Origin of the sequence: Acinetobacter sp. A22 (genome assembly GCF_030913345.1) — a bacterium.
In the GTDB taxonomy this organism is placed as follows: domain Bacteria; phylum Pseudomonadota; class Gammaproteobacteria; order Pseudomonadales; family Moraxellaceae; genus Acinetobacter; species Acinetobacter junii.
In genome coordinates, this window is sequence record NZ_CP133162.1 from 1,271,876 (window position 1) to 1,288,298 (window position 16,423).

Annotated in this window: 18 protein-coding genes, 1 tRNA gene and 2 pseudogenes; 8 read left to right on the forward strand and 13 right to left on the reverse strand. The window is 37.7% G+C overall.

Going from position 1 to position 16,423, the window contains the following annotated elements:
* Positions 1-153 precede the first annotated feature (153 nt).
* The 5 genes from Q9Q86_RS06330 to Q9Q86_RS06350 form a co-directional block, all read right to left on the reverse strand.
* The gene (locus Q9Q86_RS06330) at positions 154-588 is read right to left on the reverse strand and encodes an I78 family peptidase inhibitor (RefSeq protein WP_112986612.1); all 435 of its coding nucleotides are present in this window, start codon (positions 586-588) and stop codon (positions 154-156) included.
* Between the two features lie 204 nt (positions 589-792).
* The gene (locus Q9Q86_RS06335) at positions 793-1,035 is read right to left on the reverse strand and encodes a hypothetical protein (RefSeq protein WP_004954745.1); all 243 of its coding nucleotides are present in this window, start codon (positions 1,033-1,035) and stop codon (positions 793-795) included.
* 357 nt (positions 1,036-1,392) lie between these two features.
* Positions 1,393-1,611 carry a cold-shock protein gene (locus tag Q9Q86_RS06340; RefSeq protein WP_004915353.1) on the reverse strand — a complete coding sequence of 73 codons (219 nt, stop codon included), beginning with the start codon at positions 1,609-1,611 and terminating at the stop codon, positions 1,393-1,395.
* A 377-nt stretch (positions 1,612-1,988) separates the two neighbouring features.
* The gene (locus Q9Q86_RS06345; RefSeq protein ID WP_112986611.1) at positions 1,989-2,207 is read right to left on the reverse strand and encodes a transposase; all 219 of its coding nucleotides are present in this window, start codon (positions 2,205-2,207) and stop codon (positions 1,989-1,991) included.
* Positions 2,208-2,384: 177 nt separating this feature from the next.
* Positions 2,385-2,461 (reverse strand) — tRNA-Met (locus Q9Q86_RS06350).
* Positions 2,462-2,737: 276 nt separating this feature from the next.
* On the opposite strand from Q9Q86_RS06350, the gene ruvC reads away from it, so the two are divergent.
* Complete coding sequence (ruvC, locus tag Q9Q86_RS06355) at positions 2,738-3,283, forward strand: crossover junction endodeoxyribonuclease RuvC (protein ID WP_004915352.1); 546 nt, start codon at positions 2,738-2,740, stop codon at positions 3,281-3,283.
* 3 nt (positions 3,284-3,286) lie between these two features.
* Here the strand turns inward: ruvC and Q9Q86_RS06360 are convergent, their stop codons facing one another.
* Positions 3,287-4,789: an NAD(P)H-hydrate dehydratase gene (locus tag Q9Q86_RS06360; protein WP_112986610.1), complete on the reverse strand. Its 1,503-nt coding sequence runs from the start codon at positions 4,787-4,789 to the stop codon at positions 3,287-3,289.
* A 23-nt stretch (positions 4,790-4,812) separates the two neighbouring features.
* Here Q9Q86_RS06360 and queG point away from each other — a divergent pair, with 23 nt between their 5' ends.
* Together queG and bioB are read left to right on the forward strand one after the other, a co-directional pair.
* The gene (queG, locus tag Q9Q86_RS06365; protein ID WP_039046965.1) at positions 4,813-5,937 is read left to right on the forward strand and encodes a tRNA epoxyqueuosine(34) reductase QueG; all 1,125 of its coding nucleotides are present in this window, start codon (positions 4,813-4,815) and stop codon (positions 5,935-5,937) included.
* Positions 5,938-6,016: 79 nt separating this feature from the next.
* Positions 6,017-7,006 carry a biotin synthase BioB gene (bioB, locus tag Q9Q86_RS06370; protein WP_004961484.1) on the forward strand — a complete coding sequence of 330 codons (990 nt, stop codon included), beginning with the start codon at positions 6,017-6,019 and terminating at the stop codon, positions 7,004-7,006.
* 49 nt (positions 7,007-7,055) lie between these two features.
* Here bioB and Q9Q86_RS06375 read toward each other — a convergent pair whose 3' ends face one another.
* Positions 7,056-7,268, reverse strand: coding sequence for a hypothetical protein (locus tag Q9Q86_RS06375; protein ID WP_099948783.1), 213 nt, complete (start codon positions 7,266-7,268; stop codon positions 7,056-7,058).
* A gap of 361 nt (positions 7,269-7,629) precedes the next feature.
* On the opposite strand from Q9Q86_RS06375, the pseudogene Q9Q86_RS06380 reads away from it, so the two are divergent.
* Positions 7,630-8,334 (forward strand): annotated as a pseudogene (locus tag Q9Q86_RS06380) (tyrosine-type recombinase/integrase); the annotation flags it as partial.
* A gap of 160 nt (positions 8,335-8,494) precedes the next feature.
* Positions 8,495-8,926, forward strand: coding sequence for a PPC domain-containing protein (locus tag Q9Q86_RS06385; protein ID WP_112986609.1), 432 nt, complete (start codon positions 8,495-8,497; stop codon positions 8,924-8,926).
* A 415-nt stretch (positions 8,927-9,341) separates the two neighbouring features.
* On the opposite strand, the gene Q9Q86_RS06390 is transcribed toward Q9Q86_RS06385, so the two are convergent.
* Both Q9Q86_RS06390 and Q9Q86_RS06395 read right to left on the reverse strand, forming a co-directional pair.
* On the reverse strand, positions 9,342-9,980 hold the full coding sequence (locus Q9Q86_RS06390; protein ID WP_087545655.1) for a glutathione S-transferase family protein: 639 nt from the start codon (positions 9,978-9,980) through the stop codon (positions 9,342-9,344).
* Positions 9,981-9,995: 15 nt separating this feature from the next.
* Positions 9,996-11,015, reverse strand: a complete 1,020-nt coding sequence (locus Q9Q86_RS06395; protein WP_112986608.1) for an NADP-dependent oxidoreductase — start codon at positions 11,013-11,015, stop codon at positions 9,996-9,998.
* A gap of 142 nt (positions 11,016-11,157) precedes the next feature.
* Here Q9Q86_RS06395 and Q9Q86_RS06400 point away from each other — a divergent pair, with 142 nt between their 5' ends.
* Both Q9Q86_RS06400 and Q9Q86_RS06405 read left to right on the forward strand, forming a co-directional pair.
* Positions 11,158-11,766 (forward strand): TetR/AcrR family transcriptional regulator, encoded by a 609-nt coding sequence (locus tag Q9Q86_RS06400; RefSeq protein WP_005093648.1) that lies wholly within the window; start codon positions 11,158-11,160, stop codon positions 11,764-11,766.
* Between the two features lie 108 nt (positions 11,767-11,874).
* Positions 11,875-12,105 carry a hypothetical protein gene (locus Q9Q86_RS06405; RefSeq protein ID WP_002050964.1) on the forward strand — a complete coding sequence of 77 codons (231 nt, stop codon included), beginning with the start codon at positions 11,875-11,877 and terminating at the stop codon, positions 12,103-12,105.
* A gap of 83 nt (positions 12,106-12,188) precedes the next feature.
* Here the strand turns inward: Q9Q86_RS06405 and Q9Q86_RS06410 are convergent, their stop codons facing one another.
* From Q9Q86_RS06410 to Q9Q86_RS06420, 3 genes are all read right to left on the reverse strand, one after another.
* Positions 12,189-13,313, reverse strand: coding sequence for an alkene reductase (locus Q9Q86_RS06410; RefSeq protein WP_112986607.1), 1,125 nt, complete (start codon positions 13,311-13,313; stop codon positions 12,189-12,191).
* 199 nt (positions 13,314-13,512) lie between these two features.
* Positions 13,513-14,190, reverse strand: a complete 678-nt coding sequence (locus tag Q9Q86_RS06415; RefSeq protein ID WP_109104334.1) for a type 1 glutamine amidotransferase domain-containing protein — start codon at positions 14,188-14,190, stop codon at positions 13,513-13,515.
* Between the two features lie 75 nt (positions 14,191-14,265).
* Complete coding sequence (locus Q9Q86_RS06420; RefSeq protein WP_112986606.1) at positions 14,266-15,423, reverse strand: iron-containing alcohol dehydrogenase; 1,158 nt, start codon at positions 15,421-15,423, stop codon at positions 14,266-14,268.
* 185 nt (positions 15,424-15,608) lie between these two features.
* Here Q9Q86_RS06420 and Q9Q86_RS06425 point away from each other — a divergent pair.
* Positions 15,609-15,800: pseudogene (locus Q9Q86_RS06425) on the forward strand (IS3 family transposase); the annotation flags it as partial.
* A 218-nt stretch (positions 15,801-16,018) separates the two neighbouring features.
* On the opposite strand, the gene Q9Q86_RS06430 reads toward Q9Q86_RS06425, so the two are convergent.
* Positions 16,019-16,321, reverse strand: coding sequence for a putative quinol monooxygenase (locus Q9Q86_RS06430; protein ID WP_000920558.1), 303 nt, complete (start codon positions 16,319-16,321; stop codon positions 16,019-16,021).
* Positions 16,322-16,423: the final 102 nt, after the last annotated feature.

The window sequence follows — 16,423 nt, forward strand, 5'->3', positions numbered from 1 at the left end:
CAATTGATCATTCTTACATATTAATCAATACGAACTCAATAAATTAAGATATGGGTACAATTTCGAATTTATCAAGTTTTACGGCTTACCCTATTTTCAGAAACACTCTCATCTGAAGACATTCAAGATGAGAGCTTATATTTTTTATAAATATTAGCCACAGCTCGCATTTAAGATTTTCTTAGAGCTTGGGTCTATCGTAACAGTAACTCGATTTTCACGATAATCCATTGTTACAGGCTGATTTGGTGCAACTGTGCGAACAATTTCTGATTGAGTTTTTTGTTTAATTTGTTGATCACTTAACCCAGACTGACCAATTAATTTTTGAGCCTCTTCCGCATCGCATTTAGGTTGATTTGCTCTAAAAAGCTCCCACTCTTCTACAACTTTACCATTCGGTAATTTACAGTATCCGACCTGACCATTCGCTTCATTTCTAATTTCTAATTGCCCACCTTGCTCAATACAATATTGGCTGGCTGGATTAGGCATACCAATTTTAGGAGGAGACACATCTTTATTTGGAGTAGATGAGCATGCTGATATTGAAAGGAATACCGTACAGATGATGAATAAATTTTTCATGAAATTAAATTCTTATGTGTAAAAAATTAAAGATATCAAAAAAATTTAGAAATTATGTCGATGATTTGAAACAGAAAAATAATTTGAATATTTGTAGGATTTTAGCTCAGCAATACAACTTATTAAAAATATATGCTTTAGATGTATTTATGATCTATGCCATTCAAAGATCATTCTTAGCAGGCTAAAGTTTCTAGATTATCTCTACTGGATAATGATGTATTCAAGCCTAATCGCTTGGTCAACCAAATAATGCGTCTTTATTTTATAAAAAAAAGGCCGAGTATTAATCCACTCATCCATCTCTAGAAGTGCAAGTGTGTAACCAGCAATAGCAGAAAAATCTTTTGTTTCTATGGCATCCATAGGCTTATCCTTTTTTATAAAGCCTATCACATAGCAAACACGGTCAGGAAGATAAAATTTCCCCTCAACAGTCACTTTCATAACGCATAAAAAAGCACCCTTAGGTGCTTTTTAATTACAAACTTGTTACTAGCAAGACAACAAAGCTAAATAACAATGTGCCTAATGATCTTTTACACTGCACGTGAACTTCATGTTCAAACCCTTGAGTGTATTGCTCTATGTTATCCATAACCGCATGCTCATCAAATGTACGCTAATCTTTAATCTGCCGAAATAATCGTCGAATTGAAATTAGCAAAAAGTCGTAGAGCATGCAATACTTTTTTACCATTGGGTTTAAACAATTAATTTAGCAGGATAAGAAATTTGATAGATTTATGGTTTTTTTACCATAAAAAAAGCCCACCAAAGTGAGCTTTTTTCTGCGGCATACTATTAGTTTTGAGCAACTACAGTAATACCAGTTGCTTGTGGGCCTTTTTTGCCTTGAGCAACAGTAAATGACACGCGTTGTCCTTCATGAAGAACTTTGAAACCATTGCTTTGGATTTCGCTAAAATGAGCAAAAACATCTTGTCCAGAATCAGCATGGATGAAACCAAAACCTTTAGTTTCGTTGAACCATTTAACTGTACCAGTCGCAGTGTTAGACATATCTTTAACCTATTTAAAAAATTCGGGATGCTTAGCAGCAAATAACTTGGAGTAATAAAACTTTGAGACTAAAATCTGATAAAACGAGAGGTTTAACTAAACTACGAAATTAAAGATTTGCTGAATCAACAGTGTTATTCTTCTAGTTAAGAACCACTATACACGAGTTTGCTTTTTACAAGCAATAAATATCTGCTTATTTATATAGATAATTTTCAATTATTATTTCGAAAATTAGATTTTTTATATTTAATTGTTGAATTATAAGGATTTTCTATTGATAAAAAAGCTAAAAAAACAATTGTAACTAAGGCAATAATCAAAATAAAGCCCAACCCAAAAATGTAACAATATTTCTATGTTAGGCTCAAATATGACTAATTTAGTCGATATAACTGGTTTGGTGATGTATAAAAACTTCTACCATCAAGATTAAATTCAATTTCTTGACCAGATTGTAAAAGGATTTTTTTTCCTACCTCAACCCATTTAAAGCCATTAAGCGTGCTTTGCTGACGTTTGAGGGGAATAATTTTTACATTAATTTCATTGCCATTTGTGGCAGTGGCAATATGCCATTCATTGATAATTTTCAAAACTTAAATACTCATGACTGAGCTCAAGTGACAACTTGGATTTACTACAACACTAGGTAAGGAAACAGAGCATAACTAGGATTTAATAATAATTTTAGCTTTTTAGGTTTATTTCAGCTAACTCGTTACTGTTTAAGAAAACAAAAACGTTTTTATAGATCACAGAGCAAAATAAATTGGATGCGGGGGTTGGATTTGAACCAACGACCTTCGGGTTATGAGCCCGACGAGCTACCAGACTGCTCCACCCCGCATCAGCGAGTTAGCTTTATACGCCCTTAGCTAATTTAATGCAAACTTTTTCTCCATAAATCTTTAAAAACTAAAATACTTGCTCATATTTAATACAAAAAAGGAAATTCTTTACGTCATTCAAATAATTCAAACGAATTTTTTAAATCACACTCCTACTAGTCAAAATCTTTTAAATCGACGCTTTAAATGACTGAAATTTTTATCCAACAAAAAATTGTACAAGGCAAAAGGCTATATGTAACAATATTAACATTCTTTTATTTTTATAGTGCTGCATGTCACTCATTATTGGTATTGATCCAGGTTCACGCTTAACAGGTTACGGGATTATCGAAAAGGATGGTAATAAGCTACGCTTTGTCGATGCGGGTACCATTCGTACAGAAACACAAGAAATGCCTGAGCGTTTAAAAAGAATTTTTGCAGGTATTGAGCGTATCGTTAAATTTCACGGTCCCACCGAAGCTGCTGTTGAACAGGTATTTATGGCTCAAAATCCTGATTCAGCTTTGAAACTCGGTCAGGCACGCGGTGCTGCGATTGCCGCCTTGGTGAATTTAGACTTACAAGTAGCTGAATACACAGCACGTCAGATTAAACAGTCTGTGGTTGGTTATGGTGCAGCCGAAAAAGAACAAGTGCAAATGATGGTGATGAAATTACTTAATCTTACTATTCAACCGCAAGCCGATGCAGCCGATGCTCTAGCTGCTGCAATTTGCCATGCACACGCTTCGGGAAGTATGAGCAAAATGGCTGTTTTAAATGCATTAGGCGGGATGGCTCGTGGACGCAGTCGTTCGAGTAGTAGAAGGCGTTAAGACTTACTGATTTACAACTTGATAAATTACCTTCCCCATTTCATGTGCTTGCAAGCCTCTGATCCCTTGTTCAGCGAGTAAATCCCCTGCCTGTGCATGTAAGCTGACAATTTCATGTAATGCGATTTGCTCATGAAATTGTGCTTTTAGACTCGCAATCATGCCTGCCAGCACATCCCCCATTCCACCCGTTCCCATCCCCGCATTACCTTGAGTGCAAATCCATAATCGATCATCCAAAGTCAGACTCCCTGCACCTTTAAGCACCCATTGTCCTGCATATTTTTGTTGTAGCTGATAAATCGCGGCAATCCGATCTTGTTCAATATCTGCTGCTTTACAACCCAACAAAGTTGCTGCCTCACCTGAATGTGGAGTTGCATAAACATGTGCAGTTAATTGCTGCGGATATCGTGCCAAAAACCATAATCCATCAGCATCTAATACAACTTCTAAATGTGAATTTTTATTAAGTAAATCAAACCATAATTGATAAATCTTTTCAGCCCATTCATCTCGTCCTAAACCCATTCCAAAACAAACTGCGTCGACTTGTGCTAATAAATGTTGAATAAGCTCTTGATCAATTGCATTAATATCTCTCACCATAATATTAGGTGAACGTGCTAGAATTGCTTGATGATGTTTAGAATGGCAAACCACTGTAACTTTGCCAGCACCAGCATGAAAAGCAGCTTCAGCAGACATAATGACTGCACCTCCCATATCGGCGTGTCCACCGACGACCAGCACATGTCCATAACTTCCTTTATGACCAAAGGCTTTGCGCTTCGGTAAAGCAATTCGTTCAGGAGATAAATAAGCAAGTGGTTTTAACTCTGCATCAATTGGGATCAAGCTGACTAAATGCAGTTTTCCCACATACTCCTTGCTTTGACCTGTAAACAATCCAGCTTTATATCCCAATAGGGTAAAAGTTTGATCTGCCTCTATTGAACAAGGTAAAGCCTGACCAGTATCAGCATGAATTCCACTAGGAATATCAACCGACACTTTGAAACCTGTTTGCAAATTATAGAGGTGAATAATATTTTGCCATTTTTGATCCAGCATTCGATTTAATCCGATCCCAAATAAAGCATCTATATGACAATCGAATATGGGGAAGTCCTGCTTTATTTCATGTTCAGACAATAAATAGTCAATTGTTTGTGTATCAACTTGTTGGCTTTGTGCGTAATGAAATGCCTGTTGTAAATCCACAGAATGACCTAGCTCTGTAGCAAATACGGTTACTTTAAATCCCTGCTGCTTTAAAAATGCAGCTATATAATAGCCATCACCTGCATTATTGCCCTGACCACACCAGACCGCGATATGGTTAATTTTTTTAGCTAGAAATTGTTTATTTAAGTTTTGCGCTATTGTCCAAGCTGCTTGCTGCATTAAACCTAAAGAGGAATTCTGTTGAGCAAACCATCGACGCTCCCATGCTTGTATACTTTGACTATCATAAACTTGGCTATGGTAAACTGATCGTTGCATGATTTTCTCCTTATTATTGGTTTATGGCTTCCACTTCCTCATCTCACAACACTTCTCAAAAGATTGAGATTCAGCAGCTTGATCCTCAAGAACTTAAAACATGGATAAAAGCACAAGCTTTGGAATTGGGTTTTTCTGATTGTGTCATTGCCAAACCAGATGCTCAAGATCAAATGCCGAGATTTAAAGAATATTTAAAACGCGGCTATCATGCTGACATGCACTATTTAGAGGAAAACTTGGATAAACGAGCCGACCCAACTTTGCTCGTGCCAGGCACAAAAAGTATTATCTGTGTGCGTATGAACTATCTTGTAGCATCGCCAAAGCCCCGTTATGTACCATTTGAACCAAATTCAGCCATTATCGCACGTTATGCACGTGGTCGCGATTATCACAAAGTTATGCGTGGTCGACTTAAAACTTTAGCTACACGCATCAAAGAAAAAGTTGGAGATTTCGAATCACGTCCATTTGCTGATTCAGCACCAATTTTTGAAAAATCGCTTGCTGAAAGTGCAGGTATGGGTTGGACAGGGAAACATACTTTACTCATTCATAAAAAATCAGGTTCCTTTTTTGTTTTAGGTGAGTTATTTACTTCACTCGATCTACCTTTTGATCAACCTGCGACAGCACATTGTGGCTCATGTACAGCGTGTATTGATATCTGCCCTACACAAGCGATTGTTGAACCTTATATGTTAGATGCTCGAAAATGTATTGCATATCTAACCATTGAATATAAAGGCATAATCCCAGAAGAATACCGCGCTGGAATTGGTAATCGAATTTTTGGTTGTGATGATTGTCAGTTAATTTGCCCTTGGAATGGCTTTGCTAAAACAGCCACAATTCCTGATTTTGATCCAAGACATAGTTTAGACAATATTAGCTTGCTCGATATTTGGCAGTGGGATGAAGCTACATTTTTAGCCAATACTGAAGGCAGCCCTATACGTCGCACAGGGTATCAATCATTTAAACGTAATATTGCAATCGGACTTGGAAATGCGCCATACTCGAATGAAATCGTTGCTAAGTTGCAAGAAGCAAAACCTTGGCACGATGAGATTGTAAACGTACATATTGATTGGGCAATTCAACAACAATTGCGACAACCAATTGTCCATCACATAGAAAAATGATGTTTTTTGCCCTTTGGCTTTGGCATGATTTCTGTATGATTAATCTCAATCTTTGTAATCAATCATCATGGATATAACAATGACCCTACGTAATGACTGGACTCGTGATGAAATCCAAGCCTTATATGACCAACCTTTTTTAGATTTAGTATTTGAAGCACAACGCGTTCATCGTCAACATTTCCAAGCAAATACCATTCAAGTAAGCACACTACTTTCAATCAAAACAGGTAAATGTCCTGAAGACTGTAAGTATTGCTCTCAATCTGCTCATTACGATTCTAAATTAGAAGCGGAAAAACGCATTGCTGTTGATAAAGTTATTCGTGAAGCTATTTCAGCAAAAGAATCTGGTTCTTCACGTTTTTGTATGGGTGCTGCTTGGCGTAATCCACATGAACGTGATATGCCTTATGTTCTCGAAATGGTTCGTGAAGTAAAAGCATTAGGTTTAGAAACTTGCATGACTTTGGGGATGCTAAACCAATCTCAAGCAGAGCGCTTAAAAGATGCTGGTTTAGATTACTACAACCACAACCTTGATACTTCTCGTGAATATTATTCACACATCATCAGTACTCGTAGTTTTGATGACCGTTTAAATACACTTGATCACGTGCGTCAGGCTGGGATGAAAGTTTGTAGTGGTGGGATTGTTGGTCTAGGTGAAACTCGTAATGACCGTATTGGTTTATTACATGAACTTTCTACTATGCCCGTTCACCCTGAATCCGTACCAATTAACATGCTTGTTCCAATTGAAGGTACTCCGCTTGCAGATGTAGAAAAGTTAGATGTTACTGAATGGATTCGTACTATTGCTGTTGCACGTATTATTATGCCTCACAGTTATATCCGTTTATCTGCTGGACGTGAATCCCTCAGTGATTCTGATCAAGCCTTAGCATTTATGGCTGGAGCAAACTCTTTGTTCTCTGGTGATAAATTACTAACAACACCAAACGCTGGTGAAGGTAAAGATCAAGTCTTATTTGCTAAATTAGGTTTAACTGCTGAAAAACCTAAACCAACGGTGGCAGAACTCTCTATAGATGCAATGAGTGCATAAAATATAAAAACCTTGTCAATCGACAAGGTTTTTTTCTGTACTGTTGAGATTAGATCGAAGTAACTAAAATTCCATATTTTGCATTTAGAAACATACCTTGACGAATAATGTCTACGCCAGCAGCATGCGTTACGGATAATTCCTGTGTATGTACATCAAAATGAAATGAATCAAAAATATCTTGATGTTGCATAAGCCAAAGAATTGTATTGGCAATATTTTCATCAACCGTATAAGTGTCAGAATTGAAGTCTTTATTCATGAGATTCAATATTTTCAACTAAATTAAAAATATCATAACGAATAAATTTACTTAAAACAGCTATATAAAAAACACTTAACCAAAGGAGATTCGTGGTTAAGTGTATCAAGAGGAAGCAATTCTTTCTTCTGTTATGAAAAATAAATCCTCTCCATCTTTCTCGAGAGTACCAGACACCTCTGCAAAACTTGAACTTGTAACAGTTGCAAGAAGCACACCTAGCCATATCCTTTTATGTTTTAGCATTACACCATCCAAAAATAAATTTACATTTTGTAGCTAATTTAATACATAAGCGTTGTTATTGAAATTAGAACGATGAGTTTTTTTGAATTATTAGTAATCATTTTTATTAATAAAAACATTATCAGCTAAAGCATATCGACTTACATGCGCTTTTCTGAATTGGTGCGAGGAACATGAAGACTATGAAAACTTAATACCTCCAAAATCATATAACGCCAAGAAGGTTAAAGATAAAGTCCCTTCCTCCAAAGCCAAAAAGGATTGTTTGATGAAACAGCACCTAAAACCATGGTTTGAAGAGGTAAATAAGTTAACTAGTAGAAAAATTGCGATTTTTTTGATATGTAGTTTAATCACTGGTTGCAGAAAGAATGAGCTACTTTCATTAAAATGGACAGATATCGATTTTCGTTGGAAAACAGCAAAAGTCAGAGATAAAATTGAAGATGAAGGTCGCCTAAACCCTCTAACTGCATATGTTGAAAGCTTATTATTAGAACTAAAGAAAAATTCTGATTCTAAATTCATATTTAGTAGTAAGGGCGCTGAATGTGGCCATATTGTTAATCCTTACGATAGCTTAGAAAAAATATGTAAAAAACTAAATATTGAACTTACTCCCCATGGATTGAGGAGATCATATAAAACGTTAGCTATTTGGGCAAAAATCAATGAAGGATCTTTAGCACAGATATCAGGTCATAAACCTAGTGCATTAGTTGAAAGGCACTACATCGTACGACCTATGGATATGCTACAAGAAACACTACAAGAATATGAGGATTGGATTTTGCAACAAGTACGAAATGGCATTAATTGAGCCTGTAAATTATTTTGTGTAAGTTCCATTTTTTATAAATAATCTTTTAATGGATCATCGAACTGAATCGTAAACCAATTAATTGCTAAACGCCAATTTTCGATTCGAGTTTATTACTTATGTTACTATGTCAGGAGCGATACAAGAATTAAGGTAACTTATGAAAATAGCGAATACGAAATTACTAGCTAGTGCTTGTATGGCCCTAACTTTAACTATGCTTAGCCCTGCCGTACTTGCAAATGATAACAATGATATACGAAAGACTGTAGTAGTTAAGTTTGCAAAAAAAGCTGACTCTGCAAATTATTACGGAAGGCTAGATGGATACAAGTATGATTCCTACAAATTTTATGCTAAAAAAGGGCAAAAGTTAAAAGTGACGTTGACTGGAGGAAATGTTGAAACTTACTTATGGGGTAATCAATTAAAAGACTCTATCAATCTTGGAGAATATTCTCCAGAGCTTGATGATAATGGTATTTATATTTTACCTGCGTCAGGTGAGTATGAAATTAGAGTATTTCAACCTAGATCACAAGCAAGAAAAGATAAAAAACCTCAATACTGGATGAGTATTAACATCAAATAAAGAATTGCAAGATTCGTTTAAGTTTTAATACAAGGTTCAAAAACTATTGTCAGTTAAACTGGGGCGTGATTTTTTACGTGTATGTGTTTATGTTAGTAAAATGATGTAGTTTACTTGTTTAATACCCCGAGGAATAATTTAATCTTGCTGTGCGTTAGTCACGTTTCTTTCTTTCAAAAGTTGATTATATCTTTCAACGTAACCGTCGTGATATTCAAACTCTTTTGATAGGAATTTGCAGGGGAAGAATAGGCGAAACTTGTCTTAAATAATGGTAATTCCTTATCTTTAAAATAGAGAACGCCCGATGAATTCATTGGGCGTTTAATTTAAATAAGTATCAGCTTATTTTTTAACCAGATGTACTTGTCAATCATGATTGTTTTTCTAAATTACCTTTAAAAAATCAATCTTACTATTTTTGACTTTTCACACCATTTTGTTCAATTTGTACTGCGGCTTGCCAGCTAGGTAGTTGGCTTAAACCTGCTACATAACGTTGGATATGGGGATAATTTTCACCTTGTCCCATATGATGAACTAAAGCATGTAGTCCAAAGCCCATCATAAAGTCAGCACCGGTTAAACGGTCTGCCACTAGAAATTCTTTATCTTTTAAATATTCATTTAAATAGCTAAATACTTTATCAAACTCAACTTGAGTATAATTTTCTAGAAATACCAACTTCGTGCCCTGCTTGGTTTCAATCGCATTAAACGTTTTTAACAAAAATGGCAGCATGGCAGAGCTTTCTGAGAAATGAATCCACTGTAGATAATCGACATAGGTAGGTTCATCCATATCTGGTGCTAAATGCGGCGCAAGTTTCTGAATTAATAACTCAACGATTGCGCCTGACTCTGCAATAACTTTGCCATCCCATTCCAATACTGGAGATTTCCCTAAAGGATGGATGGTTTTTAAAGAGTCAGGGGCCAAATGCGTGCGTGAGTCACGATAATAGCGTTTCAGCTCATAGGGCTGCTTGATTTCTTCAAGTAACCACAAAATGCGAAAAGAACGTGATTGATCTAAATGATGTAGTGTAATCATGATAATTCCTATTTTTTAAATCTTTACAACGACTTTGCCAAAGTTTTCGCCTTTCAACATACCATTGAAAGCATTGATTGTGTTATCTAAACCTTGCACCATATGCTCTTTATATTTGATTTTTCCGTCTTTCAACCATTCAGACATTTGCTGATAGAATTCCGGATACTGACTGCCATAATCATCAAAAATAATAAAGCCTTGCATGCGAATACGCTTTTTTAAAAGAGTGGAAATAAAGCCCGGTAAACGGTCTGGCCCTTGTGCTTGCTCGGTAGCGTTATACTGGGAAACCACACCACACACCGGTACACGTGCCGCAGAGTTAAGCAATGGCCATACCGCATCAAACACTTTACCCCCTACATTCTCATAATAAATATCAATACCGTTGGGAACTGCTTGTTGTAATTGTTTTGCAAAATTTTCATCATGATGATTGATACAAGCATCGAAGCCGAGTTCTTCTACTGCATAACGGCATTTTTCAGCCCCACCTGCGACGCCAACCACGCGACAACCTTTAATTTTGCCAATCTGTCCAACCGTAGCACCAACAGGTCCTGTTGCAGCTGCAACGACCAAAGTTTCACCAGCTTTAGGCTGACCAATGTCCAACAACCCCATATAAGCAGTAAATCCTGGCATTCCCAAAATACCCAATGCCCAAGATGGATGTTCAGGTTGCATACCTAAGCTTTGACATGCAGTCCCATTAGAAATTGCGTAGCTCTGCCAGCCATTTCCTGAAAGAACCCACTCGCCTTCTTTGAATTTTGGGTTTTTAGAGGCCACCACTTGACTGACTGTTCCACCGACCATAACTTCGCCAATTTCAACCGGTGCTGCATAGGAAGGAGCATCACTCATACGACCACGCATATAAGGATCGAGTGACAAGTAAATGGTTTTCAACAATATCTCGCCTTGTTTAAGTTCATTGAGTTCAACTTGCTCAATACGAAAATCGCTGTGTTTTGGCTCACCCACTGGCCGTTTAGCTAAAACAATGCGTTGATTAACAACTGTTTTCACACATATAACTCCATGTTTTATTTAGAAGTATTTCTCTTCACAATCAAAAACTGTGATTAAAATTTCTTTACATCCATTGTAGATGAGTTATAATAAAAAACAATACGACTGGTCTATTTTTACAATAGAGTAAACAATTAATATGAAGCCTAATCCTATTAAAAAGTCTGAAGCGAAGCGCTTACACATTCTTAACACCAGTTCAGACCTGATTTTGCATAAAGGTTTTACTGGCGTAGGATTACAGGAAATTTTACAGAGCTGTGAAATCCCTAAAGGCTCGTTTTATCATTATTTCCAATCCAAGGAAGCTTTCGGATGTGAATTGGTACAGCATTATGTAGATAATTACCAAGTCCGTTTAAATGATGTATGGCGTAGTGATAAATCCCCTTATCAAAAGCTGATTGAGTATTTTAATTTATGGATAGAAGATCCTGAAACACAGTGTGGTTGGGCGGATAGCTGTTTAATTGTGAAACTTGCCGCAGAAGTTGCCGATCTATCTGAAGATATGCGCTCCATTATGTCCGCTGGCGTCGATGATGTAATCGAACGTATTGCTGGTTTAATTGATTTGGGTAAACAGGATCAGTCTATCCAAGCAGATACTGAGGCCTCGACTTTGGCACAAGTACTTTACCAAATGTGGTTAGGTGCAGCATTACTGAGTAAGTTGCAAAAAGATAAAACACCATTACATCAAGCTCTGAGAGCAACTAAATTTCTATTAAAAAGTGAAGATTCATAAAAATTGAATTGAATATCAATCACATAATTAATGACAGCAGCCCAATGATGACTTATTCATGTATTGCTATTAGATCAATTTACAATCCATGAATGAGTATAGCGCACAATGAATTCTTCTTCTAAAGCCCTCATGACTCGTATTTTAGTCGGATATTTAGGCTTATATCCCACACTATTACTAGTACTCACTTTATTAAAGCCAATTACTGAGCATCAAAGTTTCCCGATGATGGTGTTGATTGAAGTCATAGTATTAGTGCCAGTAACGCAACTGATTTCTTTCCCACTGGCAGGTTGGCTCATTACACAGCTAAGAAATTTTAAGAACTTGTTTTAAGAAGAAATTGTGCTGGCAACAGCAATCCTAAGTCCTTATTTTGCCAACCACAAAGGTTGGCAAAATAACTCATTAAGTCAATATTAATCTGCGTAAGCTGGATAATCAATATAGCCTTTTTCCGTCCCACCATACATAGTGCTTGCATCTACTGCATTCAATGGCCAGCCATTGGCGATGCGATCGGGTAAATCCGGATTCGCAATGAATGGGCGTCCAAATGCAATTAAATCGGCCAGCCCTGCCTCTAAAATTCGAGCCCCTCTTTCTGCCGTATATCGACCTGCATAAATAATCCGACCACTGAAAGTGTCTCTGACATCTTTACGAAAATCATGAGGAAGTTCTGGTGCATTATCCCAATCAGCTTCTGCAATCGATAAATAGGCAATCCCAACTTCTTCAAGTATTTTTATTGCTTCAATATAAGTCACATGTGGATCATCTTCAACTAACCCCATGTAAACACGATCTTCCTCTGTACTTTCAAATAGCGGGGCAAAACGCACTCCTAAACGATCTGCACCAACCACCTCAGCAACTGCCTGTACTACTTCACGTAAAAAACGCAAACGATTGTTTAGTGATCCAACATATTCTTCACGGTGGTTACTATGTGCAGAGATAAATTGGTTCACCAAATAACCATTTGCACAATGAATTTCAACTCCATCAAAACCAGCAGCCAAGGCATTGCGTGCAGCTTGAGCATAGAGTTGCACTAATTCTTTAACTTCTGCATTGCTTAAAGCACGTGGCATTGAAGGATCAGCCAAGGCCCCTGCATAGGGCCCGGTCTCAATAAAGACTTTAACATTACTATCAGCCCTAATAGCCGAAGGCGCGACTGGTGGTGCATGATCGGGTTGCAAAGATGTATGTGAAACACGCCCAACATGCCAAAGTTGTGCAAAAATAATGCCTCCTTTAGCATGCACTGCTTCCGTCACTTTACGCCATCCAGCAATCTGTTCAGGGCTGTAGATACCAGGAGTCCAAGCATAGCCTTGACCACGTGGCTCGATTTGCGTACCTTCGGTAACCATAAATCCTGTCCCAGCACGCTGTTGATAATAGGTTGCCATTAATTCATTTGGAATATTCCCTGGTTGAGTACTACGCGACCGCGTTAATGGTGGCAATACAATACGGTTTTGCAAAACATAAGGGCCTAAGCTTAAGTTTTGAAAAAGTTTACTGTCATTCAATTCATTGTATCCAAGTCATCATGACTTAATTGATCTAAATTAAATACCCATCCTTCCTGTATATAGAAAAATAAAGGAAGGAAAGCTATTAACTCAGGCCCTTCACCATTAAGTGACGATTATTTTGCTTGTTGCGCCAGTTGCTCAAAGTCAGAAGTTTTATTCACTGCAAAGCACCACAACAGACACTAGCTACACTTTATTTCAACAATTGAAGTAATGCTGTAGCGGTTGCAGCAGAAGAGGCTGGATTTTGTCCAGTAACCAGCAAGCCATCTACTTGAACATGAACTTGCCAATCATCTACTTTAGAATAATGACCACCGTTTTCTTTAAGCATGTCTTCAACTAAAAATGGTACAATTTTAGTCAAACCTACAGCCTCCTCCTCAGTATTGGTAAAACCAGTCACCAATTTACCTCTGACTAAAGGCGCTCCATTACTTGCTTTCACATGACGAAGAACACCTGGGGCATGACACACTGCTGCAACAGGTTTGCCAGACTGAATCGCCTGTTCAATCAGAGAAATTGAAATCGGATCTTCTGCTAAATCCCACAATGGGCCATGCCCGCCTGGATAAAACACTGCGTCATAATCAGCTACAGAAATTTCGCTAAGTTTATGCGTCTGTGCCAATGCTTGCATTGCAGTTGGATCAGCTTCAAACCGATGAGTAGTTTCAGTTTGCGCATCGGCTAAATTACTTTTCGGATCTAGTGGTGGCTGCCCACCTTGAGGCGACGCCAGCGTAACTTCAGCACCAGAGTCAATAAAGGTGTAATACGGTGCAGCAAGTTCTTCTAGCCAGAAACCTGTTTTCTTACCAGTATTGCCAAGTTGATCATGTGAGGTTAAAACGATTAAAATTTTCATGTTATTTCTCCGATAATTTTCATGATTGAGGAGCATTGTTACAGGGTCAGAGCATGCCAAATACGCGCATTTAGCTTAGATGCTCATCTCGAGAATTTGGCGACTGATCTCTAATGAAACATTTTTATGTTCGCCTAGCTGTGTAAGATTGTGTGATTTAAGTTGCGTAATGATGATCTCAATATCTGTCTCCCCCAGTCCATAATCGCTAAGACGAGTCGGCAATCCAAGTTGCTCAAAGAAAGCTCGAGTACGAGCAATAGCACTATCAATACGTTGTTCTTCATCACCTTCGACAATCTTCCAGACACGAGCTGCATACTGTAGTAATTTTTCTCGCTTCTCTTGACGACGCACTTGTAGATTGGCCGGCAACACAATGGCCAAGGTACGAGCATGATCAATACCATATAAAGCCGTGAGCTCATGTCCAATCAAATGGGTTGACCAATCTTGTGGTACACCAGCTCCAATCAGCCCATTTAGTGCCATGCTGGCGGTCCACATCAAATTCGCACGCGTGTCATAATCTGCTGAATCTTCCAAGATTTTCGGTCCAATCTCAATCAGAGTTTGCAATAGACCTTCGGCAAAACGATCTTGTACTTGTGCATTGACAGGGTAAGTTAAGTACTGTTCAATGACATGAACAAATGCATCCACCACACCATTAGCCAACTGGCGCGTCGGCAAGCTAAAGGTTTTATTCGGATCCAGTACGGAAAATTGCGGAAAAACATAGGGACTGCTAAATGACAATTTGGCTTGGGTCGATTTTCTGGTGACTACCCCACCGCTATTCATTTCTGAACCAGTTGCCGGAAGGGTGAGTACACTCGCAAAAGGCAAAGCTTGAGTAATTTTAGTACCATGGGTTTCTAAAATCTCCCATGTATCCCCTGTATAATTGACTGCTGCTGCAATAAATTTAGTACCGTCAATTACCGATCCACCACCGACAGCCATCAAGAAATCAATCTTTTGTTCACGAATCAGCTCTACAGCTTTCATGAGGGTTTCATAACTCGGATTCGGCTCAATTCCGCCAAATTCATGAATTTCTCTTGCACCTAATGCTTCACGCACTTCAGCTAAAGTACCATTCTTACGTGCACTTTCACCACCAAACAGCATTAATACTTTTGCTTCTGTAGGCACATAGTCATTGATTTTAGCTATTGTATCGCCACCAAAAATAATGCGGGTCGGATTATAAAAGTTAAAATTCAGCATATTTTTATCCTAGGATGATCAGTTAATTGATTTGAAAAACCACCGTTATTCATCAAATAAACTTTTAAAAAATCGGACAACACTGCGGCTTTTGCCTACACCATATCCTAACTATACATAAAAATAGACCAGTCGTCTATTTTTATAAAAATTATTTCAGCTTGCGACTTTAGTGATAGTTAAAAAATTCAGGCTTGTTCTATACCGCTTTTATTATTGATGTATTTTAACGAGCGATTGTTGGATCAAAGGTATCAACACGTATGACTACTGACATGGTCGTGAACGCATTGGCTAAAACAGTGAATGGCTTATACAAAACAGAGGTGATTGAATATTTAAAAGCAGATTGGCACGGTTTAGCAGATGTACAAATGCAACGCTAAATTAGATAGTTTAGTTCAATATAAAGCATGTACATGGGTGCATTCGTTTATTTACCCTGTTTTGATATTGACCCATGTAAATGATGAGATTAAGCCATTCAATAAAGTATCCCAACTTGAATAAAAAGCCTTTGACAAACCTCACAGGGTTGAAGTGCTGCCTTTCATTCAAAATTTCAGGCAGCACATTCATACATTTAAGCGTCGGTTTAAGCTGGTAGTTTACTTGCCAAAACATCTACTTTTTCAATAGACGGTGGCTCTGAAAATAGCTCTTCGGCCTGAGCCATCAACGCAGCTGCAACCTTGCCAGATAAATGTGCTTGGCGACCCGCCTCATCAGGAAATGCATCAAAAATACCAAATGTTGTAGGTCCAAGACGTAGGCCAAACCACGCAACTGTCGCAGGTTCTTCCATTACAATAGGTAAACCGGCTTTAAGGAAAGCTTCCACTTCGTCTTCTTTACCTGGTTTAGCTTCAAGGCGGACATATAAAGCTGTTTTAAGCATGACTAAAACTCCACATTTGATTAGAATTAAAACGATTCTGACATTGCTAATGTATGCATGTCAGAAAGTTTTGTTGTATAAAAGTTAAAAAAATTATCATAG

Excerpts from the sequence above, each read along its gene's own strand:
- Q9Q86_RS06330 (WP_112986612.1), bottom strand. The coding sequence starts at position 588 with ATGAAAAATTTATTCATCATCTGTACGGTATTCCTTTCAATATCAGCA.
- Q9Q86_RS06335 (WP_004954745.1), bottom strand. The coding sequence starts at position 1,035 with ATGAAAGTGACTGTTGAGGGGAAATTTTATCTTCCTGACCGTGTTTGC.
- Q9Q86_RS06340 (WP_004915353.1), bottom strand. The coding sequence starts at position 1,611 with ATGTCTAACACTGCGACTGGTACAGTTAAATGGTTCAACGAAACTAAA.
- ruvC (WP_004915352.1), top strand. The coding sequence starts at position 2,738 with ATGTCACTCATTATTGGTATTGATCCAGGTTCACGCTTAACAGGTTAC.
- Q9Q86_RS06360 (WP_112986610.1), bottom strand. The coding sequence starts at position 4,789 with ATGCAACGATCAGTTTACCATAGCCAAGTTTATGATAGTCAAAGTATA.
- queG (WP_039046965.1), top strand. The coding sequence starts at position 4,813 with ATGGCTTCCACTTCCTCATCTCACAACACTTCTCAAAAGATTGAGATT.
- bioB (WP_004961484.1), top strand. The coding sequence starts at position 6,017 with ATGACCCTACGTAATGACTGGACTCGTGATGAAATCCAAGCCTTATAT.
- Q9Q86_RS06375 (WP_099948783.1), bottom strand. The coding sequence starts at position 7,268 with ATGAATAAAGACTTCAATTCTGACACTTATACGGTTGATGAAAATATT.
- Q9Q86_RS06385 (WP_112986609.1), top strand. The coding sequence starts at position 8,495 with ATGAAAATAGCGAATACGAAATTACTAGCTAGTGCTTGTATGGCCCTA.
- Q9Q86_RS06390 (WP_087545655.1), bottom strand. The coding sequence starts at position 9,980 with ATGATTACACTACATCATTTAGATCAATCACGTTCTTTTCGCATTTTG.
- Q9Q86_RS06400 (WP_005093648.1), top strand. The coding sequence starts at position 11,158 with ATGAAGCCTAATCCTATTAAAAAGTCTGAAGCGAAGCGCTTACACATT.
- Q9Q86_RS06405 (WP_002050964.1), top strand. The coding sequence starts at position 11,875 with ATGAATTCTTCTTCTAAAGCCCTCATGACTCGTATTTTAGTCGGATAT.
- Q9Q86_RS06415 (WP_109104334.1), bottom strand. The coding sequence starts at position 14,190 with ATGAAAATTTTAATCGTTTTAACCTCACATGATCAACTTGGCAATACT.
- Q9Q86_RS06420 (WP_112986606.1), bottom strand. The coding sequence starts at position 15,423 with ATGCTGAATTTTAACTTTTATAATCCGACCCGCATTATTTTTGGTGGC.
- Q9Q86_RS06430 (WP_000920558.1), bottom strand. The coding sequence starts at position 16,321 with ATGCTTAAAACAGCTTTATATGTCCGCCTTGAAGCTAAACCAGGTAAA.